Genomic DNA, 25,140 nt, shown 5'->3' with positions numbered 1-25,140 from the left:
ACCCCGCCCCGCCACCTCCGAAGAGGTGGCGCGGGCGTCAGTTCTTCGCCGCGCACACCTTCGAGGAGCTGCCGCGCTCACCCTGGTAGCCGAACGCGGCGATCTGGAAGCACCGCCGCACCCCGCCGCCGTCCTCGATCACGTACGTGGTGCCGCCGCCGGTCACCCGCGTCACGGCCTGCGGCTTCGCCCCGGTCACGTCGATCACCACGAACTCGGCCTGCCCGCCGCTCGGGTCGCTCCACTCCAGCTCGATCGCCCTGCCCTCGTACTCGGCGCGCTTGAGCACCGGCACGAACCTCGGGTCGGCGTTCGGGGGCGGCCCGGCGTCGAGGGACTCCGAGGTGGGCACGGGCAACGTGGTCGTGGTCGTCGGCTGGGCCGCGGTGGTGGTTTGGCCGCGATTGAGCAGCACGCCCGCGGTGACGCCGCCCGCCACCGCGACCACGGCGAGGACCGCGAGCACGCCACCGCGGTTGCGGCGGCGGACCGGGGCGGTCATCGGCTCGACCGGCGGCTCGTACGGCGGCAGGTCGACGGTGGGCAGCACGACCGGCGGTGCCGCGACGACCGGCGGTGGGGGAGGCGGGAGGTCGGTGCGGCGGTAGGTGAGGTCGGCGAGCCTGCCCTGCCAGGAGTCGTCGGGTTCCTCCTGCGGCTCCTCGGGTTCCGGCTCCTCCTCCTTCACCCCGCGCGGCCCGAAACCCGGTGCCTCGGTGGGGCCCTCGGGGTAGAAGACGGGGCGCTCGCCCATCATCTGCGTCGAGTCGGGGTCCACAACGGACAGCGGTGCCAGGGTGGCGCCGGAGGTCACGTTCACCAGGGCGTCGCGCAGCTCCAGCGCGGAGGAGAAGCGTTCGGCGCGGTCCTTGCGCAGGCAGCGGGAGATCACCGCGGCCAGCGACGCCGGCACGTCGAACCGGGTCAGCGAGCGCGGTTCCGCCGTGCTCACCCGGCCGACGTAGGACAGCAGCGTGTCCTCGTCGGGGTTGTCGGAGGCGAACGGCGGCTTGCCCTCCAGCAGCGTGAAGAGCGTCGAGCCGAGCGACCAGACGTCGTCGGCGAACGACGGCGCGCCGCCCTCCAGCATCTGCGGTGCGGCGTGGCGGTAGCTGACCATCTGCAGCGACGCGGAGTGGCCCGCGTCGGCACCGCGAGCGATGCCGAAGTCGGCCAGCACGTAGGACGTGGGCAGCACGAGCACGTTCTGCGGCTTCACGTCGCGGTGCAGGATGCCCTGACCGTGCGCGAACGCCAGCGCGTCGGCCACGGCGATGCCCGCGGCCACCACGTCCGGCACCGGCAACGGGCCCATGGCGCGCAAACGGTCGTGCAGCGAGCCGCGTTCGTAGTACTCCATGACGATGCACGGACGACCGTCGGGCAACGTGCCGGTGTCGAGCACGGTGACGATGTGCGGGTGCTGGCGGCCCAGCTCCACGGTGATGGCGAGCTCGCGGCGGAAGCGGGTCACCGTGGCCGGGTCCGTGACCTGAAGGACCTTCACGGCGACGTCGCGGCCCAGACCGTCCTGGCGGGCGCGGTAGATCGTGCCCTCGCCGCCCTGGGCGATCACGCGGAAACCGCTGTAGCCCGGCAACGCGATCCCCGGTGCCTGCGCGGCACCGCTCGCCGGAGCCCAGGCCATCAGGTCGTCGTCCACGAGCGGATCCTAACCCGGTGGGGCCGGGTGCCCGGCGGGGTCGGCGAAACCGTTGAGCTGCACGTACGACGTTCGCAGCAGAGCGCGTTCCGGTTCTCAGCCGGGCTGCACCCTGACCTGGAAACCCAGGCCCTGCAGCATTCCGGTGAGCATCGTGCGCGTGTTGTCCTCGGCGCGCTTGGTCAGCTCCGACTCCTTCGCCGCGTCGGCGAGCTTCGCCTCGGCGGCGACGTAGAACCGTTGCTGGTCGGGCACTTCCACGAGCGCGTTCAACCGGTTGACCAGGCCGCGCTCCTGGCTGAAGACGTACGAACGGTCGTGGTGCAGGTTCGGCCTGTCCAGCCGCGCGGACGGCAGCCGCAGCTCGACCGACTTCCCGTCCGGCGACACGACGAGGCCGTCCTCCGCGAGCGCGCCGAGGTCGACGTAGGCGTTGACCGACCCGGCCGCCACGAACAGGGTGCGCTCACCGGCCAGCACCGCGGGCACCCACTTCACGTCCTGCTCGATGTCGAGCACGACCTGGAACTCGCCGGAGGCGGCGTGGTACTGGCTGAGGTCGCGCACCGCCTTGAGGACAGCGGGCTGGCTGCGGTCCACCGTCTGCTCGCCGAGCACGTCCCCGAACGGCCGGAACTGGCCCAGGAGCCCGATCGTCGCGCCGATCGCGAGAACGACGACCGCCACCAGTGCTCCCCGCGTCACCCAGCGCCTCTCCACCGCGTTGGAGTACCCGTGGGGTGATGCGCTCAGTCGGGCCGTATGGGGTAATCGACCCGTGCGGAATCAGTCCGGTGTCCACATGGTTGGCTTGATGGACACGGGAACGATGTTGGGAGGCGTGCGGTGCTGGACCCGGACAACCTGTACGAGGTGGACTCGGAGGTGCCGGACCTGACCGGTGCGGTGCTGCTGCACCACTTCGAGGGCTTCATGGACGCGGGCGCCGCAGGACGGCTGCTCGCCGAACACCTGCTGGAGACCCTCGAAAGCCGCGTCATCGCCCGATTCGACGTCGACGGCCTGATCGACTACCGCTCCCGGCGGCCGCTGATGACCTACGCGACCGACCACTGGGAGGACTACGCCACGCCCGAGCTGGTCGTGCACCTGCTGCACGACAGCGCCGGCCATCCGTTCCTACTGCTCAACGGCCCGGAGCCGGACCGCGGCTGGGAGGCGTTCGTGCAGGCCGTGCGCGACCTGGTCGACCGCTGGGGCGTGCGCCTGACGCTGGGCTTCCACGGCATCCCGATGGGCGTGCCGCACACCCGGCCGTTGAACGTCATCGGTCACGCGACCCGCCCCGAGCTGGTCTCGGAGTACCAGCCGTTCTTCAACCGGGTGCAGGTGCCGGGCAACGTCTCCGGCCTGCTGGAGCTCCGCCTCGGCCAGGCCGGCCACGACGCCATGGGCTTCGCCGCCCAGGTGCCGCACTACCTGGCCCAGTCGACGTACCCGACCGCCGCGGTCACCCTGCTCGACGCCGTCGCCCGCGCGACCGGTCTCGCGCTGCCCATCGGCGCGCTGATCGACGCCGCCCAGGCCGCCGACGCCGAGATCCACCGGCAGGTCGCGGAGTCGGAGGAGGTCGCCCAGGTGGTGGAAGCGCTCGAGCGGCAGTACGACGCCTTCATCCAGACTGTCGGGAACACCGATCTGCCCTCCGCGGATGAACTGGGCGCCGAGTTCGAGCGGTTCCTGGCCGAGCAGCAGCGTCCGCCGGACCACCTGTAGGAGCTCCCATGGCCACCTGGAACGACGTGCGCAGGATCGCCACCTCCATGCCGGACGTGACGGAACGGGTGCGGGAGGGCGTCGTCGACTGGCGGGTCAGCGACAAGCTCTTCGTCTGGGAACGGCCGCTGCGCAAGACCGACCTCGCGGCACTGGGCCCGTCGGCACCCGACGGGCCCATCCTGGCCGCGCGGGTGCCGGACCTGGGCGTCAAGGAAGCGCTGCTGGCCGCGGACGAGTCGGTGTACTTCACGACCCCGCACTTCCAGGGCTACCCGGCGATCCTGGTGCGGCTGGAGCACATCCCGGTGGACGAGCTGGAGGAGCTCATCGTCGAGGCGTGGCACGCACGTGCCCGCCGCCGCTGATGCCGGAGCAGCAGGGGGTCAGAAGCTCAGGAAACGGAAGTGCAGGCCGGACGTGGAGAGCTGCCACTCGCCGACGGTCTTCGGCTCACGGCCGACCGCCGGCGCGTAGGTGTCGCCCTCGAAGGTCTCCCTGATCTCGGTGACCTCGACCCGGTCCGCGAACGGCAGCGCGGCCGCGTAGACCGCCGACCCGCCGATCACCCAGAGGTCACCGTCGACCGCGCCGAGCGCTTCACCGAGGTCGGCGAACGTCTCCACACCGTCCTGGGGCGTGCGGGAGAGCACGACGTTGCGGCGGCCGGGTAGCGGGCGGAACCGGGGCGGCAACGACTCCCACGTGCGGCGGCCCATCAGCACCGCCGCGCCAGTGGTGAGCTCGCGGAAGCGCTTCATGTCCTCCGGGACGTGCCACGGGATGGCGTTGTCCCGGCCGATCACACCGTCGGCGGCCTGGGCCCAGATCAGGCCGATCACACCGCCACCGGTGCCTTGATGCCGGGGTGCGGGTCGTAGCCCTCGACCGTGAAGTCCTCGTAGCGGTAGTCGAAGAGGCTGTCCGCGTGCGCCACCCGCAACGTCGGGAACTCCCGCGCCTCCCGGCTGAGCTGCAGCTCGACCTGCTCGACGTGGTTGTCGTAGATGTGGCAGTCGCCGCCGGTCCAGATGAAGTCGCCGACACCGAGACCGGTCTGCGCGGCGATCATGTGCGTGAGCAGCGCGTACGAGGCGATGTTGAACGGCACGCCCAGGAACAGGTCGGCGCTGCGCTGGTAGAGCTGGCACGACAGCTTGCCGTCGGCGACGTAGAACTGGAAGAACGCGTGGCACGGCGGCAGCGCCATCTGCGCGATCTCGCCGACGTTCCACGCGGACACGATGATCCGCCGCGAGTCCGGGTTCGTCCGCAGCGTCTTGAGGACCTCGGCGATCTGGTCGACGTGACCGCCGCCGGGCGTGGGCCACGACCGCCACTGCACGCCGTAGACGGGCCCGAGCTCACCATCGGGAGCGGCCCACTCGTCCCAGATCGTCACGCCGTGGTCGCGCAGCCACTGCACGTTGCTGTCGCCGCGCAGGAACCACAGCAGCTCGTACGCGATCGACCTGAAGTGGACCTTCTTGGTCGTGACCAGCGGGAAGCCCGCGGCGAGCGGGTAGCGCAGCTGGTGACCGAAGATCGACCGGGTGCCGGTGCCGGTGCGGTCCTCCTTGCGCACGCCCTCCTTCAGGACGTGGCGGAGGAGGTCTTCGTACTGCGTGTCGGCCATACGGGTGAGCCTACCCAGCCCTGGACCTAGAACCGCGCCATGTCCGGCTCCAGGCCGAGCCGGTGCATCGAGTACGTCTCCAGCAGCCGCTTCGACACCACGGTGTGCTGGGCGGCCGTGTGCGCGTCACGGAAGCAACGTTGCAGCGCCGACGACTCGAACACCGAGCTGCCGCCACCCGCGGCGAACGCCTTCTGCGTCACCTCGGCGGACTCCGACGCCGCGAACGTGCACGCGAGCCGCATACGCGCCTTGGCGTCGTCGGGCACGTACGTGCGTTGCACGGCCATGTCCCAGACGGCGCTCAACGTCTCGTGCAGGAACGCGGCGGCGGAGGACAACCGTGCCTCCATCAGGCCCAGGTCGATCTGCAGGCCGGTCTGCTCGGCGAGGCGGGTGGTGGTGTGCTGCGGGGTCTTCTCCACGGCCAGCGCCTCGACCTCGTCGATGGCGCGGCGGGCGATGCCCAGGCACACGGAGGCGACGCCGACGGCCAGGAAGCTGAAGAACGGGAAGGCGGTGACCGGGCCCTCGATGCCGGGGGGCGTGCCGACCGGCCAGATGGCGCGGCGGGACGGGAGGAAGGCGTTGAACAGCGAGAACTCATGCGAGCCGGTGGCGCGCAGGCCGGCGGAGTGCCACGTGTCGTGGACGGTCACGTCGGCGCGGGGGTACACGGCCAGACGGGGGCCCTTGGGTGTGAGGGTGCCGCCGATGACCCACGAGCACCACGGCACGGCGCTGCCCCAGCCCCAGCGGCCCGAGACGCGGTAGCCGCCGTCGACCGCCTCGGCACGGCCGTGCGGTGCGGCGGTGCCCGCGATCAGGGCACGCGGGTCGGTGAAGACCTCGTCGGCGGCGTCGGCCGGGAGGTACCAGGCCAGCGACGACGAGGAGGTGGTCGTCATGGCGGTCCAGCCGGTGGAGGCGTCCGCACGGGACAGCTCGCCGATCTCCCGGCTCCACTCCGGCAGCCCGAGCTCGGCGCCCGCGTAGCGCCGAGGCGCGATCATGCGGTGCACGCCGGCGTCGACGAGCGCGGTCAGCACGGGCTCGGTGAGCGCGCGTTGCTGCTCGGCCAGGTGGGCTTCGGAGCGGATCAACGCGTGCAGGTCCGGTGCGGGCATGCGCTGATCTTGCTGGAGCGGCTACAGCTTGGCGAGCGCCTCAACGAGTGGCTTCAGCTCCGGCGTGGCGCCCGCCTCGTCCAGCGACTCGCTCAGCGCGCGGTCGTGGGTGGGGCGGGCGAGGGCGAGCAGCTCGTGACCCTTCTCGGTTACCTCGGTGTAGATGCCGCGGCGGTCGGTGGGGCACAGGTAGCGCTGCAACAGGCCGCGGTCCTCCAGCCGGGTGACCAGGCGGGTCGTGGCGGACTGGCTCAGCACGACGGCGTTGGAGAGCTGGTTCATCCGAAGGTGGAAGCCGTCCTGGCGGTTGAGGACGTCCAGAACGGTGTACTCGCTGACGGAAAGTTCGTGTGCTTTCTGCAGCGCTCGTTCGAGGCGGTCTTCGATGCGCGCGTGCAGCGCCGCGAGCGTGCGCCAGCCCTGCGCGCGCGCCTGGACGGCGTCGTCGTCCAGTGACATGAAGTACATCCCCTCCGAATAGACAGCGTCTGCAACTATTGCGTACGCTTGTAATCGTCATCAACAAGTCTACCGGGGAGAGACATGGACCTGTCGGGACGCACGGCACTTGTGACCGGCTCCACCGCGGGCATCGGCTACGCCACGGCGGAGGCGCTGCTCAAGGCGGGCGCGTCCGTCGTCGTCAGCGGCCGCAGCGAGGAGCGGGTCGCCGAGGCGGTCGGCAAGCTCAGCGGCAACGGCTCCGGCGACGTCCGCGGTGTCGCGGCCGACATCTCGACCGCAGAGGGCGCTGCGGACCTCGTCGCGCAGGTGCCCGACGTCGACGTGCTCGTGAACAACCTGGGCATCTACGGCGCCAAGCCGGTCTTCGAGATCGACGACGCCGAGTGGCAGCGCTTCTTCGACACCAACGTCATGTCCGGCGTGCGGCTCTCGCGGCACTACACGCCGCGCATGGTCGAGCGCGGCTGGGGCCGGGTGATCTTCGTGAGCAGCGAGTCGTCCGTCTTCACCCCGACCGAGATGGTCCACTACGGCATGACGAAGACCGCGCAGCTCGCCATCGCGCGCGGCATGGCCCAGGCGGTGAAGGGCACCGGCGTCACCGTGAACTCGGTGCTGCCCGGCCCGACCCTGACGCCCGGCGTCGAGGAGTTCATCCGCGACCGGGTCGGCGACGGCGGCGAGGCGGAGTTCGTCCGCACCGAACGCCCGACCCTGTTGCTGGGCCGCCTGATCCGGCCGCACGAGGTCGCGAACCTCATCACCTACGTCGCGTCGGACCTGTCCTCGGCCACGACCGGCGCCGCACTGCGCGTCGACGGCGGCACCGCCCCGACGCTCATCCCCTGACACCACCGTGAGGAAACCGCTTTGACCACCGTGAAGCTCAACAACGGCGTGACCATGCCCCAGCTCGGCTTCGGCGTCTGGCAGGTGCCCGACGAGGAGGCCATCCCCACCGTCACCGAGGCGCTGAACGCCGGATACCGCAGCATCGACACCGCGGCCGCGTACGGCAACGAGGCCGGCGTCGGCGCGGCGATCACCAAGTCCGACGTGGACCGCGCGGACGTGTTCGTCACCACCAAGCTGTGGAACGCCGACCACGGCCACGACGCCGCCCTGCGCGCGTTCGACGCCTCGCAGTCCAAGCTCGGCCTCGACGTCGTCGACCTGTACCTGATCCACTGGCCGACGCCCGAGCGCGACCTCTACGTCGACACCTGGAAGGCGTTCGTCGAGCTGCGGGAGAGCGGCCGCGTCCGCGCCATCGGCGTGTCCAACTTCCAGCCCGCGCACCTGCGGCGCCTGATCGACGAGACCGGCGTCGTGCCCGCGGTCAACCAGATCGAGCTGCACCCGTACCTGCAGCAGGCCGAGGTGCGGGCGTTCCACGCCGAGCACGGCATCGTCACCGAGGCGTGGTCGCCGCTCGGCCAGGGCGGCGAGCTGCTGAAGGACCCCGTGGTCACCGAGATCGCGGCCCGCCACGACAAGTCCGCCGCCCAGGTCGTGCTGCGCTGGCACCTGCAGCTCGGCAACGTCGTGATCCCGAAGTCGGTCACGCCGGCGCGGATCAGGGAGAACATCGACGTGTTCGGCTTCGAGCTGGCCGAGGAGGAGCTGGCCGCGCTGTCCACCCTGGACCGCGGCGGGCGGATCGGGCCGAACCCGGACGAGTTCAACCAGGCCTGACCGACTGCAACGCGCACTCGGAAGTACGAAGCCCCGGCCCGCCTTGGTGCGGACCGGGGCTTCGCCGGCAACGGACCCTGCCTCTATCGGGCCCGCACGTCTGTCACCACCACGGGCTCACGCCCGCATCACCGTGGCGATCGGAATCCGCGCCGCCCGGATCGCGGGGATCAGCCCGCCGAGCACACCCGCCACCAGCCCGGCGACCACGCCCGCGACGCCCGCCTCCCACGGGAACGCGACGTCCGCCAGCGACGGGAACCTCGAACCGAACAGCATCAGGCCCACCTGGAGGCCCGCCGCGCCGGTGCCGATGGCCAGTGCGGCGGTCAGCAGGCCGGTCAGGAGGGTCTCGGCGAGCACGATCCCGGCCAGCAGCATGCGGGACATGCCGACCGCGCGGCGCAGCGCGAACTCCTCGACGCGTTCACCGACGGTGGCGAGGCCGACGTTGAGGATGCCGGCGACGCCGATCAGCAGCACGAGGCCCGCCATGCCCAGGAAGATCAATCGCATGATCAGCAGCTCCTTCTCCATGCGCTTCTTCGACTGGATCTCGTTGAAGCGGACGTCGTCGGAGCGCATGCCCGCGCCGACCAGGCGTGCGGTCAGCAGCTGCTGGAGGTCCTGGGTGCCCGGTGCGAGCATGACCTGCAGGCCGGGGCCGCCGCGGAAGCGGTCGACCTGGACGTTGTCCGACGAGGGCAGCCAGTTGCGCACCTCGTCGAGTCGCATGTAGACGGTGGGCTGGTACATGCCGTCGGACACCACGCCGATGATCTGCGGCGAGACGTGGTGCGTCGCGCCGGTCAGCATCATCTCGCCGGGGACCTTGTAGCGGTCGAAGCCCTTGGCGGCCTCCTCGTTCAGCACGATCTTCGGTGCCAGCGACGGGGCGGTGCCGAAGTCCAGCCAGGAGCCGGAGACCGGGCGGAACGGCCGGAACTGGCGGAGGTCACCGGTCAGCGCGCTCACCTGGACCTCGATGGCCTGGCCGTCGGGCTTCTTCTCCTGCTTCTTCTGCTCGGTGCAGATGCCGTTCTGGTCGCAGTACACCGACGGGCCGCCGTAGAAGTCGCCGCGGCCGACGTGCTCGAACGGGGTCGCGCCCTCGTTGATCGGGCGCACACCGGGCTCGCCGATCACCGCGTTCATGCCGACGATGCCGACGGCCTGGGAGTTGCCCTTCAACGTGGTCTCGACGACCGAGGTGGACTTGCCCTCGCCGGAGACGTAGAGCTGGAACGTGCCGTCCCTGCCCTGCTGCAGCTCCACGTCGGTGAGCATGGCGCGTTCGGCGAGCGCGGCGCCGGCCTGCACGGCCACGACCGCGAGGACGCCGAGGAACAGCGACACCATCGAGAGGAACGTGCGCAGTTTGCGGGCGCGGATGCCCTGTCCGCCGATGATCAGGGCGGACCGCAGCTTGCCGGAGAACATCAGTTGAACCGCCCGTCGCGCAGCTCCAGCACGCGGCCCATCTTGCGCGCGTGGTCGTGGTCGTGCGTGACCAGCACGAGGCCGCAGCCCTGCCTGGTCGTGTTGAGCAACACCTCGACCACCAGGTTGCCGGTCTCGGTGTCGAGCGCGCCGGTCGGCTCGTCGGCGAGGATCACCCGCGGCTTGCGGACCAGGGCCCGCGCGATCGCCACGCGCTGCTGCTCACCGCCGGAGAGCCGGGAGGGCTTGCTCTTGGCCAGGTGGGCGATGCCGACCTGCTCCAGCGCCTCCATCACCTGCTGCCTGCGCTTGCGGCGCGCGGCCCAGCCCTGGCCGTTCACCAGCGCCATGGCCACGTTCTGCGCCGCGGTGAGGTGCTTGAGCAGGAAGAAGCGCTGGAACACGAACCCGAACTCGGCGCTGCGCAACGCGGCCGCCCTGCGTTCGGGGAGCTTCGTGATGTCGTTGCCGTGCAGCAGGTACTGCCCCTCGTCGGCGCGGTCGAAGAGCCCGATCAGGCTCAGCAGCGTCGACTTGCCGGAACCGGACCGGCCCAGGATCGCCACGCTCTGCCCCGGGTGGACGGTGAGGTCCACACCGGACAGGATCGTCCGCGGTTCCTCCTGGCCCTTCAGGACTTTCGTGATGCCGTTCAGCTGGAGCAGCGGCGGTACGGCCGCCATCGTCGTGGTCGTCTCGGACTCGGTCATCACGGACCCGTCGGCTTGCTCTGGTCGCCGCCGCCCTGCTGCGGTTCCGGCAGGTTCGGGCCCGGCACCGCGAGCTCCTCCTCGCCGGTGAGACCGGACTTGACCTCGATCACCTTGCCGTCGGTGAGACCGAGCTCCACCTCGACGGTCTTGCGCGAGCCGTCCGGCTGCAGCACGTCGACCCTGCCCTTGCCCTGCTGGCCCGCGACTGCCTCGACCGGCACGACCAGTGCCTGCGCCGACTTGCCGGTGATGACCTCGATCGACGCGGCCGCGCCGTTGATCATCTTGGTGTCGGCGGGCGCGGTGCAGACGATCCGCAGGCCGGTGGACGCGCTCGGCTGCTGCTGTGGTTGTTGCTGCTGGTCGGGGTTCTTGGGGGCGTTCGCGTCGGGCGTCGACTTCGGGTCCGGCGTCTGCACCGGCTTCTCCGGGATGGTGCCCTGCGGCAGTGCGGCGATCGTGCCGAGCACCGCGCACGGGAACGGGCCAGGCCCGTTCTTGATCTGCGCCTTGACCTCGCCGAGCGCGCCGCTGACCTTGTACGCCTGCTGCCCGTCGATGTCACCGACCAGCGCGTACCCCACGTGCTTGGCCGAGGCGAGCGGCATGCCGGCGGTGACGGTCGACTTGTCGTCCACCAGGCGGCCGGCGAACACCGCTCCCGCCGGGATCTCGACGTAGTTGGGCGCGCCGTCCTTCCACACCGTCGCGACCCGCGTGGCCTTCGTCGGCGTGGCGCCCGACGGCTGCAGGTCGAAGAACCGCACCTGGCCCGCGACCGGCGCGACCAGCCCGAACGTCGGGTTCATCTCGACCTTGCCGGTGATGCTGATCGTGGTGGTCAGGTCCTGCTTGCCCGGCTTGACCTTGGTCATCGTCGTGCCGCGCGGCGCCAGCTCCGGATTGGCCTGTTCCGAACCTGACGGACTGCACGCCGCCACGGCAACCGTGACCAGCGCGCACAGCGGCGCGAGAAGAATGTTGCGCACGAATGTCCCCCATGTCGTTTCGACCAACCTACCGATAAGGACACCGCATCCCCGTCCGAGGTTGCATCGGACTTTCGGCCGATGCCGCATCGACCGCGCGGTCACGGGTACACGGGGTGTTGACGACGCATTTCAACGCGTTTCGACGACCTGGAGGAAACTGTGAATGCGCTTGCCGTGGTGACCGGTGCGTCGAGTGGAATCGGCTACGAGCTCGCGAAGGTGCTCGCGGACAACGGCTTCGACGTCGTGGTCGCCGCCGAGGACGAGCGGATCACCGACACGGCCGCACAGCTCTCCCTGCGCAGCGGCGGTGTGCACGTCGAACCGGTGCGGGCCGACCTCTCGACCTTCGAGGGCGTGGAGTCGCTCGTGTCACGGGTGCGCGCACTGGGCCGGCCGGTCGAGGTGCTCGCCGTGAACGCCGGTGTGGGCGTCGGCGGCGACTTCGTGCGCGACACCTCCCTGGACGACAACCTGGAGGTCGTGGACCTCAACGTCCGCTCGGCCGTGCACCTCTCGCACCGGCTGGTCGGCGACATGGCCGCCCGCGGGCAGGGCAAGGTCCTGTACACGTCCTCGATCGCGGCGACCACCCCCGGCCCGTTCCACTCGGTCTACGCGGCGTCGAAGGCCTTCCTGGCCTCGTTCGCCCAGGGGCTGCGCGAGGAGCTGCGCGACACCGGCGTGACCGTCACGACGCTGATGCCGGGACCGACCGACACCGAGTTCTTCGACCGCGCCGGGATGCAGGACACGAAGGTCGCGACGGGGGACAAGGACGACCCGGCCGAGGTCGCCCAGCAGGGCTTCGACGCGCTCATGAAGGGCGACGACCACGTCGTGGCCGGGTCGGTGAGGAACAAGGTGCAGGCGGTCGCCGGACGCGTCGCGCCGGACCCGGTCAAGGCCAAGGTGATGCGGTCGATGACCGAACCCGGTTCAGCGGACTCCTGAGGGGTACACGCGCCTCATGAGTCGACCGGATCTGTCCGAACACCGCCGCAGCGGGAGCTCCGAGGACGTGGGTGGGATCAGGCAGCAGTACGGGGCGAGCCGGCCACTGCCCGGCTACCTCCTCGCCATGGGCACCTATGCCGCCGTCGTCGGTGCCGTCTCCGCCGCGGGACACCGCGCCGGGGTCCGCCTGCCGGAGCGGTTCTCCCTCGCGGACACGGCGCTGGTGTCCATCGCGACGCACAAGCTGAGCAGGCTGCTGACCAAGGAGGCCGTGACGAGCCCGCTGCGGGCGCCTTTCACGCGCTACGAGGAACCTGCTGGGCACGCGGAGCTCAAGGAGTCCGTGCGGGCGCACAACGCCGCGCAGCACGCGATCGGCGAGCTGCTCACGTGCCCGTTCTGCATCGGCGTCTGGGCGGCCAGCGGGCTGACCGCGGGCCTGGTCTTCGCACCGCGGCTCACCCGGCTGGTGTCGACCGCGCTCACCGCCGTGGCGGCGTCGGACGTGCTGAACGTGCTCTACGACAAGCTCAAGTCATGACACCCGGCGGCCGCGCCGGCTCCCCGCGTACGCCTGTTCGCGCAGCGCGGCGAGCCAGCGCGGCGCCAGCTCCAGCTCCCGCGGCCGGTTGAGCACCGGGTCGAACGGCACCGGCTCGTCGTGGCGCAGGTCGCGCAACCGCACCTCGCCCACCCGCCGCCAGTCCGCGGTCGTTCCGCTCGCGTGCAGGCTGAACCGCGTCGGCGGCCGTCCCGGTGCGCTCGCGGTGGGGTCGAGGGGAACGGCCATGAGCCACAGCAGCGCGCCCCGGTGGCGGTACGGCAGGATCGTACCGAGCCGGGCGCGCTGCCAGCCGGTCGCCGGCGTCGGCAGCAACCGGGAGAACCGGCCGGTGCCCGTGGTGGACAGCAGCAGGTCCCAGTCACCCGATCCGGTGGGAATCCGCAGCGCGAGGCCGAGCACGTCCGGCAGGCCGCGCCCGGTTCCGGCCCCCTTGGACAGCCGGGCGATCACGGTGGCGGAGGCCGGGAACGGCGCGGAACCGGTGAGCTCACCGGTCATCAGCACGCCGCGCGGGTGGACCGCACGAGCGCGCCGCGCACGGGCGAGCAGGCGGAATGCAGTCGTCAGCACACCCTGGTCTACCCGCGAAAACCGCGGGAAAACACGGTGTTTCAAGCTATTCCTCATGGCAACTCCACCCGCGTGAGGCTGCTCAGAGCACCGGGCGTGTACGCGCCGCAGGACGACACCGAGCTGTTGGTCGACGCGATGAACGCGGCGGCGATACCCACGGGCGCGCGCGTCCTGGACATCGGTACCGGCACGGGAGCGCTGGCACTGGCCGCTCTGCGCGCCGGTGCCGCCGAGGTGACCGGTGTGGACGTTTCCCGCCGTGCGGTGTGGACGGCACGGATGAACGCTGCCCTGCAACGGCTTCCGCTGCGGGTGCGGCTGGGCAACGCGCTGGAGGTCGTCGCCGGTGAGCGGTTCGACCTGGTGCTCGCCAACCCGCCGTACGTGCCGGCCGAGCGGGACGGCGCGGCCAGGGGCCCCGCACGGGCGTGGGACGCGGGCCTCGACGGGCGGCAGCTGCTGGACCCGTTGTGCGCGCGCATGTTCGACCTGCTCGTGCCCGGCGGCATGACGCTGATGGTCCACTCCGCGCTGTGCGGCGTGGAGACCACGTTGCAGCAGTTGCGCGACAACGGGTTGAAGGCGTCGGTCGTGCAGCGCCGCTGGGTGCCGTTCGGACCGGTGATGCGCGGGCGCGTCGGCTTCCTGGAAGAGCACGGCCTGATCGAACCCGGTCAGCAGGACGAGGAACTGGTGGTGATCCGAGGTGACCGACCCGAACGTGCGCAGGGTGACGGTGGTGCCGAACGGCCCGGTGCTCGTTGAGGGGCCGGTGAGCCTGGAGGTGGACGGGCAGACGCACACCAGCGACCGGTTCGTGGTCGCGGTGTGCGCCTGCCGGCGCAGCAAGCGCTACCCGTTCTGCGACACCAGCCACCGCAAGCGCGTGCGCAGCGACGACTCGCCCGCGCCCCAGGCCGACAGCAGGTGATCGGCCAGCCGGCCCTCCAGGAGCTCCGTGGCCTGGATGCCGAACGCGACGTCATCGGTCAGGCCGGGGTCCTGCTCCAGCAATGACCCGATGACGTCGCGGCGCATGATCTGCTCGTGCACGGCGTCGGCCTCGATGTGCTCGGTGAAGAACTCCACGCACCTCGGGTCGGCGCCGAGCCGCTGCAACGCCTGCGCCATGCGCTGGGCGCTCGGGGCCGTGGTGATCTCCGCGGCGGCGAAGTGGCCGACCAGCGCGCCGCGCAGCGACCGGTGCAGCCCGAACAGCGACATCATGTTGACGATCGCGATCGCCGGCGCGGGCACGTCGTCGAGGTAGTGCAGGTACTCCGCGGACATCCCGGCGCCTTCGAGCAGGTCCGCGTACAGCTGCGAGTGCATCCGGTCGGCCCGCCCGCCGCCGAACTCGTCGAACTCCACGGCCACCAGCGCCGCCTTCGCCCGCCCGCGCAGCCGCGGGATCACCCACGCGTGCGGGTCGGCCTCCTTGTGGTGGTACACCGAGCGGTGCGCGAAGTACTCGCACATCTGCTCCCAGGTCCCGTCGTCGCGCAGGAAGTGCGACACACCGCTGCCGGGGACCTGCTCGACCAGCAACGCGCCGAGCGCCGTGTCGAGGTCGGTCATGTCCACATCGGACCGCAACGCGTCCAGGAACACCCGTTCGACCTGCGCCCGCAGCCTCAGCAGCTCCGGGTCCCACTCCCAGGCGGGGTCCACGCCGTCGAAACCGCAGTAGTGCAGCTCGTACAACGTGTACAGCGCGATCGTGAGGTCCTCGCCGTACGGGTCGGCGTCGGTGAACGGGATCGGGCCGCCGCCCGGAGCACCGCGCAGCGCGGCGACGACGGTCTCGGACAGCGGTCCGCGGGCAGAGGGGAGCAGCATCACGTCTCATTCCGTCGAGCGATCAGGTCTTGCACGAGCGCGAACTCACCGCGCTCCTCCAACGCCGGCGCCACGTGCTTCACGAGGTCGTCCAGCACCGCCGTCGCGGGCACCCGGCAGGCCCGCCACGGGTCCACCGCGGGACCGTCCAGCCCGTACCGGGAGGCCGTCCACACCGCCGCGGCGCAGACGTCGTCGCGCACCGGCGGTGTCTCCACCACCGCGGCCGTCTGCACGAGCGCGCGGCAGAGCGCGGCCTGCAGCACCGCGTCGGGCACGGTCGCCGCCGCGTCGGCCGCGCGGAACTCGATGGTCGGCAGCTTCGGCGACAGCCGGGCCAGCCAGAACGTCTGGGCCGCGTCGACGAGCGTCCCGCAGGCGACCAGCCGGGCCACCTGCGCGTCGTAGTCGGCCGTACCGGTGAACACCGGCGGCACGCCGGAGCCGGGGAACCGCGACTGGAGCACCATCCGCCAGCTCGCGTAGCCGTGGTCCGCCGAGTTCGCCGCCAGCGCGAGCAGCGTCGGCAGCCAGGGCCGCACCCGGTTGAGGACCACGACCGCGGTCTCCCGGTCCGGCACGCCCACGTGCACGTGGCAGCCGGAGGCCTCGTACGTGTCCACGACCCCCGCGTACAGGTCGAGCACCTGCCGGAACCGCGGCCCGTCGGCCACGACCGGGTGAATCGACGCCTTGACCGGGGTGCCGCGCGACACCACGTCCACGCCCACCTCGCGCGCCGCGGCGGTGACGGCGTCACGGGCCTGCTGGAGCGCCGCACCGAGCGCGGTCATGTCCGTGCACGGCCCGGTCGCCGCCTCCACCTGCGTGCCGGCGAGCTCGGCGTGGAACTTCGTCAGCTCCGTGTCCCGCAGGCGCGCCAACACGGCGTCGGCACGCACCGAGGTGCGTCCGGACGCCGCGTCGACGAGCAGGAACTCTTCTTCTACGCCAACTGTGTCAGCGCACTGCGGCACGCCGGCCAAGCGCCACTCCCAGTCCGATCATGCCAACGCCAAGGACGAAGTGCAGCCAGTCGTCCGCGGTGTTCAGCGGGACGAAGTTCGCCTGGCTCGTCTTGTCGATGACGAGCCCGTACAGCCACAGCACCAGGTACACGGCACCGCCGCCGATGAGGTACGCCTTCGCGCCACTCGCCGTGCGCGCGGCCAGGAAGCCCGCCACGCCGAACAGCAGGTGGACGATGTTGTGCAGCACCGAGACGGCGAAGACGCCGAGCAGCATCGCCTCCGAGTGGTGCCCGGCGAACGTCATCGTGTCGTAGTTCGTGGTGATGCCGGGGATGAAGCCCAGCACACCGACCAGCGCGAACACCGCTGCGACCGCTAATGCGGCCTGCTGCACGGTCGTTCGTGTCCTTACGTCGACCATCGGGGTCACCTCGCTCTGTGTGGACACGGTCAGTGAGCGACTACCCGGCGAAGGTAGAGGCAAACGCGTGCGGGGTATCCGGTGCGGCATGGACGACCAGACGGTTGAGGCGCTCGGCAAGCTCAGCGCCGCGTTGGAGACCACCGAACGCGCCCGCGGCCACCTCTACTCCTTCCACCAGCTCACCGGCACCGCCGACTTCATGCTCGACGAGGCGATCGAGCTGCTGCGCAAGGCGGGCCACCACGAGCACGCCGACCGGGTGCAGCGCGAGCTCGTCGGGCGCAACGTCCTGCCGGGACGGTGGACGTTCCAGGTCGTCGAGGAGTACGACGACATGTACTACGACGTGTTCCGCGACGTCGAACGCGCCGCCCGCACCGACCTGGCCGGCGGCAAGCGGCACGAGCTGGAGGCCCGGCTCAAGCGCGACCGTCAGCGGTTCAGCGCCGCCGCGTACGCCGACAAGGACTCCCGGTCGGGCTGACCGGTCTTCGCGATCAGCGACGCCACGTGCTTCTCCACGGTGCGCGGTGAGATGTGCAGGCGCGTCGCGATGGCCTTGTTGCCCATCCGGTCGGCCAGCAGCACGAACACCTCGAACTCGCGCACCGTCACCCCGTGCCCGCGCAGCTGCTTGGGCACCTGGTCGGTGCCGCTGCGGCGTTGCTGCACGGGCGCACCGGCCTGGCGCAGCAGCCCGCGGCACGCCGAGGCGACGGCGGTGTTGCCCGCCTGGTGGAAGTGCTCCTCCGCGGAGCGCAGCCACGTCACCGGGTCGCCCCACCGCCGGGCCTCGGCCGCGACCAGCCGCAACCCCAGGTGCCGCGCCATCGGGTACGGCGCGGCGGCGTCCTGGGCCTCGTCGAACGCCACGGCCGCGTCGGCGCACCTGCCGTCGCGGCCGAGCAGGACGGCGTGCGCGAGGTCGGCGAACTGCTTGTTCCACCGCATGCGCGCGGGGGAGGCGCCGGCCAGCGCGTGGTACTCCGGCCAGCCGAACCGGCCGTCGAGCACGCCCAGCAGCACGCGCATGCCGTGCGTGCCGGAGAGGTGGAACGTGGTGGGGTTCTGCGACTCCTGCGCGGCCGCCCGGTCGAGCTCCCGCACCGCCAGCGCGCGGTCCTCCTCCAGCAGCGCGCAGAACGCCTTGGCGAGCCCCGAGCACAGCGGCACCTCCTGGGCGCCGCCCTTGGCGCTCTGCTCGAACGCCTGCACCGCGAGGTCGGTCGCCGGCCGGTTGCCCTGGTGCGCGTGCAGCGTCGCCCGCACCATCAGCAGGTAGCGGGTGAGGGCGCTGAGGTGCAACCGGGCCGTGGCCTGCAGGCAGCGGTCGACCTGCTCGCTCGCCTCGGTGTACCGGCCGGTCAGCACCGACTGCAGCGCCACGATGGCGTCGACGTTGTAGGCCACCGTGATCGCGCCGGCCCGGCACGCCTCGTCGTGCGCGCTGTCGAGGGAGGCGGTGCTGCCGGTGGCGAGCCAGTCGTTGCCCGCCATGCGCACGAGCGCGTAGATGTGCTGGATCGGCAGCCGGTGGGCGTCCGCAAGCGCTCGCGCCTTGTCGAAGCACGCGTTGGCCTCGTCGAGGTCCTGCTCGCGCGCGATGATCCCGAGCAGCTGCCACGCCTCGCACCCGACCATCGGCAGCCGCGCCCGTGCCGCCGCGTCCGCCGCCCGGTGCGCGAGCCGGGCCGCGGAGGAGATCCGGTCGGGGCTCGGGATGTTCAGCGTGAGGAAGGCGGAGTTCACGTCCAGCGGCGCCGTCAGCTCGTCCGGTGCGCCCGGCCCCAGCAGCGTGCGCGCGGCCCGCACCTGCTCCGCGCCGTCGGCGAACCGCCCCGCGAGGTAGGCGACGCGCGCGAGGCGGGTGTGCAGCTTGGCCCGCCGCGGCCCGTCCAGCCCGCGCAGCTCGCTGAGCGCACCGCCGAGCTGGAACGCCCTCTCGAACTCCCCGGCCTCGGCCAGCGCGGGCAGCAGCACGTCCAGCACGTCGGCCCGCGCGGCCGACTCGGTGAGCAGCCGGTGGGCCCGGTCGAGCAGTTTGACGGCGGAGCTCGTGGCGCCGTTGCCCAGCGCGCGCCGGCCGGCCTCGGCGAACAGCAGCCCCGCGTCCGCCGGTTCACCCGCGTCGAACCGCAGCTTGGCCACCAGCGGGCACCAGTCGCCGGGCAGCCCGGGGTGCAGCTCCTCGACCGCGTCCGCGGTCCGCTCCGACAACGTCCCGCGCTCCGCCGGCGTCAGCTGCGCCAGCAACGCGTCCGCCGTCAGCGGGTGCCGGAACGCGTACCAGTCCGGTGCCGGCTCGTCCGGCGTGACCAGCTGCGCCGCGACCCCCGCGTGCAGGTGGCTCAGCAGCGCCCGGTCGTCGTGCCCGGTCACCTTCTGCACCACTGACAGCGGGAACCGGTGCCCCAGCACCGCCGCCACCGACAGCACCTCGCGCCCCTGCGGCCCCAGCCGGTCCGTGCGGTGCGCGACGCTGCGCACGAACGCCGCCGGCACCGGCAGCTTCAGCTCCCCGAGCACCTGCCACCCGCGCGCGCCGGCCACGAGCAACCCGCCGCTCACCATGCCGTGCAACAGCTCCTCGACCACGAACGGGTTCCCGGCGCTGTCCGTCCACAGGCGATCGCAGAGCTCGTCCGGTACCTGCTCGCTCTCCAGGCACGCCGCCGTCATCGCCCGCACCTGCCGCCGGTCGAGCCGCTTGAGCTCCAGCTGCGACCCGGCCCCGCGCTGCACGATCTGGTGCACGAGCTCCAGCGCGTTGCCGGGGTCGTTGCGGATGGTGGCGAGCAGCAGCACCGGCTGCTCCTCCAGGTTGTCCGCCAGGTACTCGACGACCGCCAGCGTCTCCGCGTCCGCGTCGTGCAGGTCCTCCAGCACCAGCAGGCAGGGCGTCTTGCGCGCCACCGACGTCAGCAGCCGCAGCACCGCCTCCGCCAGCACGACGACGGACTCCGTGGTCGACTGCCGGTCGTGCCACTCGGGGATCAGCGTCCCCAGCACCGGCTTGTAGGGGCCCAGCGCGCTGTCGTCGGGCGGCTCGTGCCGGAACAACCCCAGCAACGCCTCCGCGATGGGCCGGAACGGCACCATCGGCCCGATCGTCGTCCCCCGCCCCTTGAGCACCCGCATGCTCTCGTCGAACGCCTGCCCCGCGGCCAGCCGGGCGAGCCGCGACTTGCCGATCCCCGCCTCTCCGGTGAGGAACACAGCGCCACCCTGCCCGCGGCGGGTGCGTTCGAGTGCCGTGGAGACGGCCTCGACCTCCCGGTCGCGGCCGACCACCTGGGGCGCTCGGGTCTGCATGGCTGGACCCTAACGTCCGCGTGGTGTGGTCCGTAACGGCTGCTCAGGCGTATTCGGCCTGGGGGAGTGGAGCAATTCCCGGTGATCAGGAAAGGACCTTTCCGCGATCACTCGCGGCCAGGCGCGGCAGGCGTCGCGTGAGCGGGTGGGCGAGGGGGTGCGGCCCTCGGAAGTTCGGCCGGAACCGGCCGTGCCCGGCCCCGGGAACGGCGCGGGGGCCGGACCCCGGACAGGGCCCGGCCCCCGCGACCCCCGGCTCAGACCACGCTCACCGTCGTGTCCGACAGCGCCGGCGTGATCGCGGCGAACGCGCCCACCGCCAGCGTCACGCCGGCCAGCGCACGCGCTCGCGCACCCGCCCGCGACCGCGGCGAGAGCTCCATCTCCCCGATCACGTGCTCGACCGGCACGGGCTGGTCGGCCGGGCGGTGCAGGGACTCGTTCATCTGGTGGACTCCTCGTTGTCGGTCGATCCGGTGTGGTGATGCGGTTCGAGCAGCAGGACGGAGGGCACCGGGAAACCCTGCCGCAGCAAGCCGTGGCCGATGCCGGCGAGACCGGTCAGCAGCCCCGGCGACGGGACGCCACCGGGGGTGGCGCACTGCGGGCCGTGTTCGTCGAGCCTGCCGAGCAGCAGCGCGGTGCGCCGGGTCGCGAGGTTCGGGTGGTGGGGCGTCAGCGCCTCGACCACGCCCAGCTCGCCGTGGCACAGGCTCATGTCCCGCAACGGTTCCCGCGTGGCCAGCGCACCGGCCACGCGTTCGTCGTGCCGTGCCAGCGCCACGCCGGCCACGCCCGAGCACCAGCCGGTGTCGGCCGGGTCGGTCGTGTCGCTCTCCAGGAAGGTCCGTCCTGCCACATCAGATAACTCGTCGCCCACCGCTGCCGCGTAACGCCGCAGAGCCCATCCGATTCCCGCATGGCCGCGGGCGAACCCATTGGCGGGGCAAATCGCGGCACGTAGGACGGTCGCGTAGTGATCGGCGAGCACGAGGGAGTCAGGCGTGCCGACCGCGAGCATCGCCGCGAGGGAGCCGGCAACGCCGTCGGCGACCGTGAACGACGTGTCGGTCAGCGGCATCAGCGACACGGCCAGGGAGAGCAGCGCCGGGTCGAGCCCGAGCAGCGGCACCAGCCGGGACAGGCCGTAGCAGACACCGCCCAGGCCGTGCAGCCCGCCGCCCGCCGCCAGCACCAGCTCCGGGGACGCGGCGAACGACTCCAGCAGCGCCGGCAACGGGCGCAGCGCGGCCGAGGCGAAGTCGACGTACCGCGCGGCACCGGTCAGCGCGCCCAGCTCCGCCAGGAACAGCGCCACCCCCGTGTAGCCGTTGGTCAGGCCCGCTCCCATCGGCAGCACGGTCCAGTGCCGGTCGTCGACCAGCTCCAGGCCCAGCCAGTTCACCCGGTCCGGCCCGGTCGCCGCCTGCGCCAGGATCTGGTCGGCGATGCCGCACGCCGCCACCAGCAGCCGCGCCGGGTCCGGGTCGACCGGCGCGACGTGGCCGGAGACGGTGGCGCCGCTGCGGTGCGACACCGGGCGCGGGCGTGAGGCCAGCGAGGCGGAGATGACCCACTGCTGGTCGTGCCGGTCGACCTCGCTGAGCCCGGCGATCTTGCGTTCCACGGCGTGCAGTCCGGGCTCCGGCAGCATCCCCGGCAGCCGGAGCCCGGACCCGGTCCACAGGTCCCGCGAACCCGGCCTGCAGACGAACAACGGCACGTCGCCGCGCCAGAGTTCCACGACCTCGTGCGGCACCAGCGCGTCCAGCAGCGGGTCGTCGACCACCAGCACGCCGAACGCCATGTCCCGGTCCAGCGCGTCGCGCAGCACCGCCGGGTGCGTGGACTCGTCCAGCAGCGTCCCGTACAGACGCGTCGGGCGGGCCACGAACCGCACCTCGTCCTCGGCGCACTCCCGCACCAGCCGCAGCAGCTCGTCGCGATGGGCGGCAATCGCGTCGTAGCCCGCGCGGAAGCCCGCCAGCAGCGAGTCCTGGTAGTCGGCGGGCTCGGCGGGCACATCACCCAGCACCGGCCGGTTCAACGCCCCCGTGGACGTGCTGGGGCGCCGCACGAGGCGCATCCGGTCCGTTCCGGCGTCGGCCCAGTCCACGACGTCCAGCGGTGAGGGCACGCCCCGGTCGCCGCCCACGCCGGAGACGTCGACGATGCCGTTGTCGCCCAGCAGCATGTGCGGCAGCAGCGCGGTGCGGTGCACCGAGCGCGCCATCGCGAGCGCGGCCGGGTCACTCGCGATGGTGAGCGTCGGGTGGAACAGCGTCTCCACGTCCACCAGCACCGGCTGGTCGCCGCACGCGATCAGGTTCTCGTAGTGCATGTCCGTGCCGTCGACGGCGTAGAGCAGCGCCAGCAGCGCCCCGAGCCGCCGGTAGAACTCCGCCACCCCGGCGACGTCCGCGCACGGCTGGTGCTCGACGTGCTCCAGCCACCCGTACCCGTCGCGCACCAGCAGCCGCGGCGAGCGGAACAGGATGCCGGTGCGCCGCGCGAACCACGCCACCTGCGCGGTGAAGTGCGCGTGCAGCTCGACCGGGCGCGGGCGGTACACCAGCCGCGCGCCCGAAGCGAACGTCAGCACCGCCACCGTCCTGCCCTGCTGGTGCGGGTCGCCCTGCCCGGTCTCGATCGTCGTCAGCGCACCGGGGTCGATCCCGCCGAACACCGTCCGCACCACGTCCGCGCGGTCGCGGGTGAACCGCGAAGACAGCTCGTGGTGTGCCGCGACCGCCTGCTCGCACGCCTGCGCGAGCATCCGCGCCAGCACCGGGTAGCGGCCGAACAACGCCGTGAGGTCCAGCGTGCGGGTGAAGGACAGGAACCGCTCCTGCGGTGTCTGACCTGCCAGCGTGCCGCGGGCCTGGTTCAGCTCCAGCACGAGCGTGCGGGCCGCGATCCGGACCAGCCGCTGGCCGAGCTGCTGCGCGAAAGCGGCGTCGAACGGCGGCGCCACCTCGGTGCGCGCGGCGTCGACCAGGGGCCGCAGCGCGTGCGCGAACGCGGCGGTCCAGCTGTCGTCGGAGGGGGCGCCGGGGCGGGACGCGGCCGTGGCGCGTTCCAGGAACTCCGCCGCTGCAGGGGTCACGAGGCCGAACCTCGCACGTGCGGGTGGAGAACACATGGGGGCCGAGTACCCAGATTCGCCCGCGACGGGAAAATGGGGGACCGGCACCCATGTTCCGAGGCGCGCGAGGTCTGAAACTCACTCGGGAGAGGGAGGAACGGACCATGAAGGAGTTCGGGGAACTACTGCGCACGCACCGCATCCACGCCGGCCTCACCCAGCAGCAGCTGGCTGACTTCGCGATGCTCAGCGTGCGGGCCATCCGGGACCTGGAATGCGGCCGCACCCGGTCGCCGCGCGCCGAGACGGTGCGCCTGCTCGCGGACGGCCTGCGGCTGGACGACACCAGCCGGGCAGATCTCCAGCAGGCGGGCGGACGGCCGGCCCGCAAGGTGTCGGTGGCGCCACCCGCGCCGTCGTCGGCGATCGTCGGCCGTGAGGCGGAGGCGGGCGCGCTGGCGGACCTGCTCGTCGGGGGCACCCGGCTGGTCACCGTCACCGGTGTCAGCGGGGTGGGCAAGACCCGGCTCGCCCTGGAGGTCGCGGGCGAGCTGCACTTCCGGCTCGGCTGGTCGGTGCTGTGGCTGCCGGCCGCGCGCATGCCGGCGATCGACGCGGGCACGGACACCCTGCTCGTCACCGACCACGTGCCCGACCCGCGGCTGCTGGAGCTGCACCCGCGGCTGCGGATCGTCGTCACCGCGCTCGCGCCCACCGGGCTGCCGGGCGAGCACGTGTTCCCGCTGGCACCGCTGGCCGACGACGCCGCGGTGCAGCTGCTCGTGACGCACGTGCGCCGGGTGCGGCCCGGGTTCCGGCCGGAGCCCGCGAACCACGCCGCGCTGATGGGGCTGGTGCACGAGCTGGACGGCCTGCCGTCGGCGCTGGAGTTCGCCGCCGGGTGGTTCATGGTGTACTCGCCGCAGCACCTGCTGGAGCGGCTGCGCACCAACCCGCTCGACCCCACCTCGGCGCACCTGCGCGACTCGCTGCGCCGCTCGTTGTCCACTCTGGACGCCGGTGAGCGCGAGGTGCTGGTGCGGATGGTCGACCGGATCGGCTGGGAGGACGAGGACGCCGTGCACGCGCTGAGCGTCCGCGGGCTGGTCCGCCGCACCGGGCCCCGGTACGAGGTGCTCAACCTCGTCCGCGCGGCGGTGCTGGAACCGGTGTCAGGACCTCAGCTGACCGGCGGCGTAACCCTGACCTGGCCCTGCTGAGCACGCGTCTGCAAGTACTGCCAACTGCGAGTTGGCAGTACTTGCAGACGCCGGATCAGGACGCTGCGGTCAGGGCGCCGGGGGTCAGGGCGCCGGGGTCAGAACGCCGCGGTCAGGCACGCGAGGCGGTCGCCGGCGGTGCCCGCCTTGCCGTGCTCGGTGCTGGTGTGCGCGGCGTGGATGACGATGGCGTTCGCCTCGCCCTTGCGGAACTCCCAGCTCACCGCCGAGCTGGCCGTGGCGGCACCCTGCGCGTCGGTCGTGAAGTCGAGCCAGATCTCGTTCTGCGCGTTGGCGTACTTCGGGTCCACGCTCGGCGTGACCGGGTCCTTCTCGTTCTGGTAGTGCGGCCCGGAGTCGGCCGGCTTGGCGCCGCACGGCTTGGTGTGCACGTGCGAGCCGTACTGGGTGTCCGGCAGCAGCCCGGACACCTTCAGCTCCACGGTCGTCCGTCCATTCGCGACGGACGACGAGGTGGAGAGCTTCGCGCCCAGCGGCACCCGTGCGACGGTGTAGGTGATGCCCTTCGGCTGGTCGCCGGACTCCGCCGGCGCGGCGAGAACGGCCTCGGCGACGGGCGTCGGTGCGGGGGACGTGGTGCTGGAAGCCCCTGTCGAGCTGGTCGAGCCGGTCGAGCCGGTGTCGGTGCCGCCCGAGCAGGCCGCGAGTCCGCCGGTGAGCAGAGCGGCACCCACGAGGGCCGCCACAGTCGTGCGCATGTTTCTC

At 72.0% G+C, this 25,140-nt stretch carries 27 protein-coding genes; 10 read left to right on the top strand and 17 right to left on the bottom strand.

Features of this window, described 5'->3' with window-relative positions:
* Nucleotides 1–37: 37 nt before the first annotated feature.
* On the bottom strand, nucleotides 38–1,663 hold the full coding sequence (locus tag ACZ7CD_RS17020) for a serine/threonine-protein kinase (protein WP_470379201.1): 1,626 nt from the start codon (nucleotides 1,661–1,663) through the stop codon (nucleotides 38–40).
* A 96-nt stretch (nucleotides 1,664–1,759) separates the two neighbouring features.
* On the bottom strand, nucleotides 1,760–2,350 hold the full coding sequence (locus tag ACZ7CD_RS17015; protein WP_360386718.1) for a DUF4230 domain-containing protein: 591 nt from the start codon (nucleotides 2,348–2,350) through the stop codon (nucleotides 1,760–1,762).
* A gap of 159 nt (nucleotides 2,351–2,509) precedes the next feature.
* Between ACZ7CD_RS17015 and ACZ7CD_RS17010 the strand changes: the two genes are divergently transcribed.
* Entirely contained in the window at nucleotides 2,510–3,400 is an 891-nt protein-coding gene (locus ACZ7CD_RS17010; protein ID WP_360386720.1) for a proteasome assembly chaperone family protein, read from the top strand.
* An 8-nt stretch (nucleotides 3,401–3,408) separates the two neighbouring features.
* On the top strand, nucleotides 3,409–3,768 hold the full coding sequence (locus tag ACZ7CD_RS17005) for an MmcQ/YjbR family DNA-binding protein (protein WP_458433409.1): 360 nt from the start codon (nucleotides 3,409–3,411) through the stop codon (nucleotides 3,766–3,768).
* An 18-nt stretch (nucleotides 3,769–3,786) separates the two neighbouring features.
* Here the strand turns inward: ACZ7CD_RS17005 and ACZ7CD_RS17000 are convergent, their stop codons facing one another.
* The 4 genes from ACZ7CD_RS17000 to ACZ7CD_RS16985 are packed head-to-tail and all read right to left on the bottom strand — an operon-like array spanning nucleotide 3,787 to nucleotide 6,622.
* Complete coding sequence (locus ACZ7CD_RS17000; protein ID WP_470379200.1) at nucleotides 3,787–4,242, bottom strand: dihydrofolate reductase; 456 nt, start codon at nucleotides 4,240–4,242, stop codon at nucleotides 3,787–3,789.
* Nucleotides 4,239–5,036 carry a thymidylate synthase gene (locus ACZ7CD_RS16995; RefSeq protein ID WP_470373283.1) on the bottom strand — a complete coding sequence of 266 codons (798 nt, stop codon included), beginning with the start codon at nucleotides 5,034–5,036 and terminating at the stop codon, nucleotides 4,239–4,241. Before ACZ7CD_RS16995 ends, ACZ7CD_RS17000 begins: the two co-directional genes overlap by 4 nt.
* A 26-nt stretch (nucleotides 5,037–5,062) precedes the next feature.
* Nucleotides 5,063–6,163 (bottom strand): acyl-CoA dehydrogenase family protein, encoded by a 1,101-nt coding sequence (locus ACZ7CD_RS16990; RefSeq protein ID WP_470379199.1) that lies wholly within the window; start codon nucleotides 6,161–6,163, stop codon nucleotides 5,063–5,065.
* Nucleotides 6,164–6,184: 21 nt separating this feature from the next.
* Nucleotides 6,185–6,622: a MarR family winged helix-turn-helix transcriptional regulator gene (locus tag ACZ7CD_RS16985; RefSeq protein ID WP_360386734.1), complete on the bottom strand. Its 438-nt coding sequence runs from the start codon at nucleotides 6,620–6,622 to the stop codon at nucleotides 6,185–6,187.
* Between the two features lie 84 nt (nucleotides 6,623–6,706).
* Here ACZ7CD_RS16985 and ACZ7CD_RS16980 point away from each other — a divergent pair, with 84 nt between their 5' ends.
* Entirely contained in the window at nucleotides 6,707–7,477 is a 771-nt protein-coding gene (locus ACZ7CD_RS16980) for an SDR family NAD(P)-dependent oxidoreductase (protein WP_360386737.1), read from the top strand.
* Nucleotides 7,478–7,531: 54 nt separating this feature from the next.
* Nucleotides 7,532–8,323, top strand: coding sequence for an aldo/keto reductase (locus tag ACZ7CD_RS16975; protein ID WP_360388317.1), 792 nt, complete (start codon nucleotides 7,532–7,534; stop codon nucleotides 8,321–8,323).
* Nucleotides 8,324–8,440: 117 nt separating this feature from the next.
* On the opposite strand, the gene ACZ7CD_RS16970 is transcribed toward ACZ7CD_RS16975, so the two are convergent.
* From ACZ7CD_RS16970 to ACZ7CD_RS16960, 3 genes are read right to left on the bottom strand one after another with little or no spacing between them, the layout of a single operon-like run.
* Nucleotides 8,441–9,763, bottom strand: coding sequence for an ABC transporter permease (locus ACZ7CD_RS16970; RefSeq protein WP_360386739.1), 1,323 nt, complete (start codon nucleotides 9,761–9,763; stop codon nucleotides 8,441–8,443).
* Entirely contained in the window at nucleotides 9,763–10,473 is a 711-nt protein-coding gene (locus tag ACZ7CD_RS16965; RefSeq protein WP_360386741.1) for an ABC transporter ATP-binding protein, read from the bottom strand. The genes ACZ7CD_RS16970 and ACZ7CD_RS16965 overlap by 1 nt, the downstream gene beginning before the upstream one ends.
* Complete coding sequence (locus ACZ7CD_RS16960) at nucleotides 10,473–11,465, bottom strand: efflux RND transporter periplasmic adaptor subunit (RefSeq protein ID WP_360386743.1); 993 nt, start codon at nucleotides 11,463–11,465, stop codon at nucleotides 10,473–10,475. The genes ACZ7CD_RS16965 and ACZ7CD_RS16960 overlap by 1 nt, the downstream gene beginning before the upstream one ends.
* Before the next feature lie 162 nt (nucleotides 11,466–11,627).
* Here ACZ7CD_RS16960 and ACZ7CD_RS16955 point away from each other — a divergent pair, with 162 nt between their 5' ends.
* Entirely contained in the window at nucleotides 11,628–12,422 is a 795-nt protein-coding gene (locus ACZ7CD_RS16955; protein WP_470379198.1) for an SDR family NAD(P)-dependent oxidoreductase, read from the top strand.
* 16 nt (nucleotides 12,423–12,438) lie between these two features.
* A complete protein-coding gene (locus tag ACZ7CD_RS16950) occupies nucleotides 12,439–12,966 on the top strand; it encodes a DUF1360 domain-containing protein (protein ID WP_360386749.1) in 528 nt (175 codons plus the stop codon).
* Here the strand turns inward: ACZ7CD_RS16950 and ACZ7CD_RS16945 are convergent.
* Complete coding sequence (locus ACZ7CD_RS16945; RefSeq protein WP_458433405.1) at nucleotides 12,961–13,560, bottom strand: hypothetical protein; 600 nt, start codon at nucleotides 13,558–13,560, stop codon at nucleotides 12,961–12,963. The genes ACZ7CD_RS16950 and ACZ7CD_RS16945 overlap by 6 nt on opposite strands.
* Before the next feature lie 72 nt (nucleotides 13,561–13,632).
* Between ACZ7CD_RS16945 and ACZ7CD_RS16940 the strand changes: the two genes are divergently transcribed.
* Nucleotides 13,633–14,328, top strand: coding sequence for a HemK2/MTQ2 family protein methyltransferase (locus tag ACZ7CD_RS16940; RefSeq protein ID WP_458433404.1), 696 nt, complete (start codon nucleotides 13,633–13,635; stop codon nucleotides 14,326–14,328).
* On the top strand, nucleotides 14,270–14,494 hold the full coding sequence (locus ACZ7CD_RS16935) for a CDGSH iron-sulfur domain-containing protein (RefSeq protein ID WP_458433403.1): 225 nt from the start codon (nucleotides 14,270–14,272) through the stop codon (nucleotides 14,492–14,494). Before ACZ7CD_RS16940 ends, ACZ7CD_RS16935 begins: the two co-directional genes overlap by 59 nt.
* Here ACZ7CD_RS16935 and ACZ7CD_RS16930 read toward each other — a convergent pair.
* Genes ACZ7CD_RS16930 through ACZ7CD_RS16920 form a run of 3 tightly spaced genes read right to left on the bottom strand, consistent with a single transcriptional unit; the run spans nucleotide 14,416 to nucleotide 16,794 of the window.
* Nucleotides 14,416–15,402: an iron-containing redox enzyme family protein gene (locus ACZ7CD_RS16930; RefSeq protein ID WP_470368646.1), complete on the bottom strand. Its 987-nt coding sequence runs from the start codon at nucleotides 15,400–15,402 to the stop codon at nucleotides 14,416–14,418. The genes ACZ7CD_RS16935 and ACZ7CD_RS16930 overlap by 79 nt on opposite strands.
* The gene (locus ACZ7CD_RS16925; RefSeq protein ID WP_470368889.1) at nucleotides 15,402–16,379 is read right to left on the bottom strand and encodes a carboxylate-amine ligase; all 978 of its coding nucleotides are present in this window, start codon (nucleotides 16,377–16,379) and stop codon (nucleotides 15,402–15,404) included. Before ACZ7CD_RS16925 ends, ACZ7CD_RS16930 begins: the two co-directional genes overlap by 1 nt.
* Nucleotides 16,363–16,794 (bottom strand): DUF4383 domain-containing protein, encoded by a 432-nt coding sequence (locus tag ACZ7CD_RS16920; protein WP_360386763.1) that lies wholly within the window; start codon nucleotides 16,792–16,794, stop codon nucleotides 16,363–16,365. The genes ACZ7CD_RS16925 and ACZ7CD_RS16920 overlap by 17 nt, the downstream gene beginning before the upstream one ends.
* An 88-nt stretch (nucleotides 16,795–16,882) precedes the next feature.
* Here ACZ7CD_RS16920 and ACZ7CD_RS16915 point away from each other — a divergent pair, with 88 nt between their 5' ends.
* Nucleotides 16,883–17,281, top strand: a complete 399-nt coding sequence (locus ACZ7CD_RS16915) for a hypothetical protein (RefSeq protein WP_360386765.1) — start codon at nucleotides 16,883–16,885, stop codon at nucleotides 17,279–17,281.
* On the opposite strand, the gene ACZ7CD_RS16910 is transcribed toward ACZ7CD_RS16915, so the two are convergent.
* From ACZ7CD_RS16910 to ACZ7CD_RS16900, 3 genes are all read right to left on the bottom strand, one after another.
* The gene (locus tag ACZ7CD_RS16910; RefSeq protein WP_458433401.1) at nucleotides 17,230–20,109 is read right to left on the bottom strand and encodes an ATP-binding protein; all 2,880 of its coding nucleotides are present in this window, start codon (nucleotides 20,107–20,109) and stop codon (nucleotides 17,230–17,232) included. The genes ACZ7CD_RS16915 and ACZ7CD_RS16910 overlap by 52 nt on opposite strands.
* Before the next feature lie 257 nt (nucleotides 20,110–20,366).
* The gene (locus ACZ7CD_RS16905) at nucleotides 20,367–20,555 is read right to left on the bottom strand and encodes a hypothetical protein (protein ID WP_360386770.1); all 189 of its coding nucleotides are present in this window, start codon (nucleotides 20,553–20,555) and stop codon (nucleotides 20,367–20,369) included.
* On the bottom strand, nucleotides 20,552–23,215 hold the full coding sequence (locus tag ACZ7CD_RS16900) for a type 2 lanthipeptide synthetase LanM family protein (protein ID WP_360386772.1): 2,664 nt from the start codon (nucleotides 23,213–23,215) through the stop codon (nucleotides 20,552–20,554). Before ACZ7CD_RS16900 ends, ACZ7CD_RS16905 begins: the two co-directional genes overlap by 4 nt.
* 143 nt (nucleotides 23,216–23,358) lie before the next feature.
* Between ACZ7CD_RS16900 and ACZ7CD_RS16895 the strand changes: the two genes are divergently transcribed.
* Nucleotides 23,359–24,414: a helix-turn-helix domain-containing protein gene (locus tag ACZ7CD_RS16895; protein ID WP_360386775.1), complete on the top strand. Its 1,056-nt coding sequence runs from the start codon at nucleotides 23,359–23,361 to the stop codon at nucleotides 24,412–24,414.
* A gap of 98 nt (nucleotides 24,415–24,512) precedes the next feature.
* Here ACZ7CD_RS16895 and ACZ7CD_RS16890 read toward each other — a convergent pair whose 3' ends face one another.
* Nucleotides 24,513–25,133 carry a superoxide dismutase family protein gene (locus ACZ7CD_RS16890; RefSeq protein WP_470379197.1) on the bottom strand — a complete coding sequence of 207 codons (621 nt, stop codon included), beginning with the start codon at nucleotides 25,131–25,133 and terminating at the stop codon, nucleotides 24,513–24,515.
* Nucleotides 25,134–25,140: the final 7 nt, after the last annotated feature.

The sequence above is a fragment of the Lentzea sp. NPDC036949 genome (assembly GCF_055608075.1).
This window is presented reverse-complemented; position numbering and strand designations above follow the sequence as displayed.

Bases quoted from the DNA above. Each gene is read 5' to 3' on its own strand.
- ACZ7CD_RS17005 (WP_458433409.1), top strand. From the start codon at position 3,409: ATGGCCACCTGGAACGACGTGCGCAGGATCGCCACCTCCATGCCGGAC.
- ACZ7CD_RS16975 (WP_360388317.1), top strand. From the start codon at position 7,532: ATGCCCCAGCTCGGCTTCGGCGTCTGGCAGGTGCCCGACGAGGAGGCC.
- ACZ7CD_RS16995 (WP_470373283.1), bottom strand. From the start codon at position 5,036: ATGGCCGACACGCAGTACGAAGACCTCCTCCGCCACGTCCTGAAGGAG.
- ACZ7CD_RS16985 (WP_360386734.1), bottom strand. From the start codon at position 6,622: ATGTCACTGGACGACGACGCCGTCCAGGCGCGCGCGCAGGGCTGGCGC.
- ACZ7CD_RS16905 (WP_360386770.1), bottom strand. From the start codon at position 20,555: ATGAACGAGTCCCTGCACCGCCCGGCCGACCAGCCCGTGCCGGTCGAG.
- ACZ7CD_RS16990 (WP_470379199.1), bottom strand. From the start codon at position 6,163: ATGCCCGCACCGGACCTGCACGCGTTGATCCGCTCCGAAGCCCACCTG.
- ACZ7CD_RS16920 (WP_360386763.1), bottom strand. From the start codon at position 16,794: ATGGTCGACGTAAGGACACGAACGACCGTGCAGCAGGCCGCATTAGCG.
- ACZ7CD_RS16890 (WP_470379197.1), bottom strand. From the start codon at position 25,133: ATGCGCACGACTGTGGCGGCCCTCGTGGGTGCCGCTCTGCTCACCGGC.
- ACZ7CD_RS16930 (WP_470368646.1), bottom strand. From the start codon at position 15,402: ATGCTGCTCCCCTCTGCCCGCGGACCGCTGTCCGAGACCGTCGTCGCC.
- ACZ7CD_RS16910 (WP_458433401.1), bottom strand. From the start codon at position 20,109: ATGCAGACCCGAGCGCCCCAGGTGGTCGGCCGCGACCGGGAGGTCGAG.
- ACZ7CD_RS16970 (WP_360386739.1), bottom strand. From the start codon at position 9,763: ATGTTCTCCGGCAAGCTGCGGTCCGCCCTGATCATCGGCGGACAGGGC.
- ACZ7CD_RS16980 (WP_360386737.1), top strand. From the start codon at position 6,707: ATGGACCTGTCGGGACGCACGGCACTTGTGACCGGCTCCACCGCGGGC.
- ACZ7CD_RS16915 (WP_360386765.1), top strand. From the start codon at position 16,883: ATGGACGACCAGACGGTTGAGGCGCTCGGCAAGCTCAGCGCCGCGTTG.
- ACZ7CD_RS16895 (WP_360386775.1), top strand. From the start codon at position 23,359: ATGAAGGAGTTCGGGGAACTACTGCGCACGCACCGCATCCACGCCGGC.
- ACZ7CD_RS16965 (WP_360386741.1), bottom strand. From the start codon at position 10,473: ATGACCGAGTCCGAGACGACCACGACGATGGCGGCCGTACCGCCGCTG.
- ACZ7CD_RS16950 (WP_360386749.1), top strand. From the start codon at position 12,439: ATGAGTCGACCGGATCTGTCCGAACACCGCCGCAGCGGGAGCTCCGAG.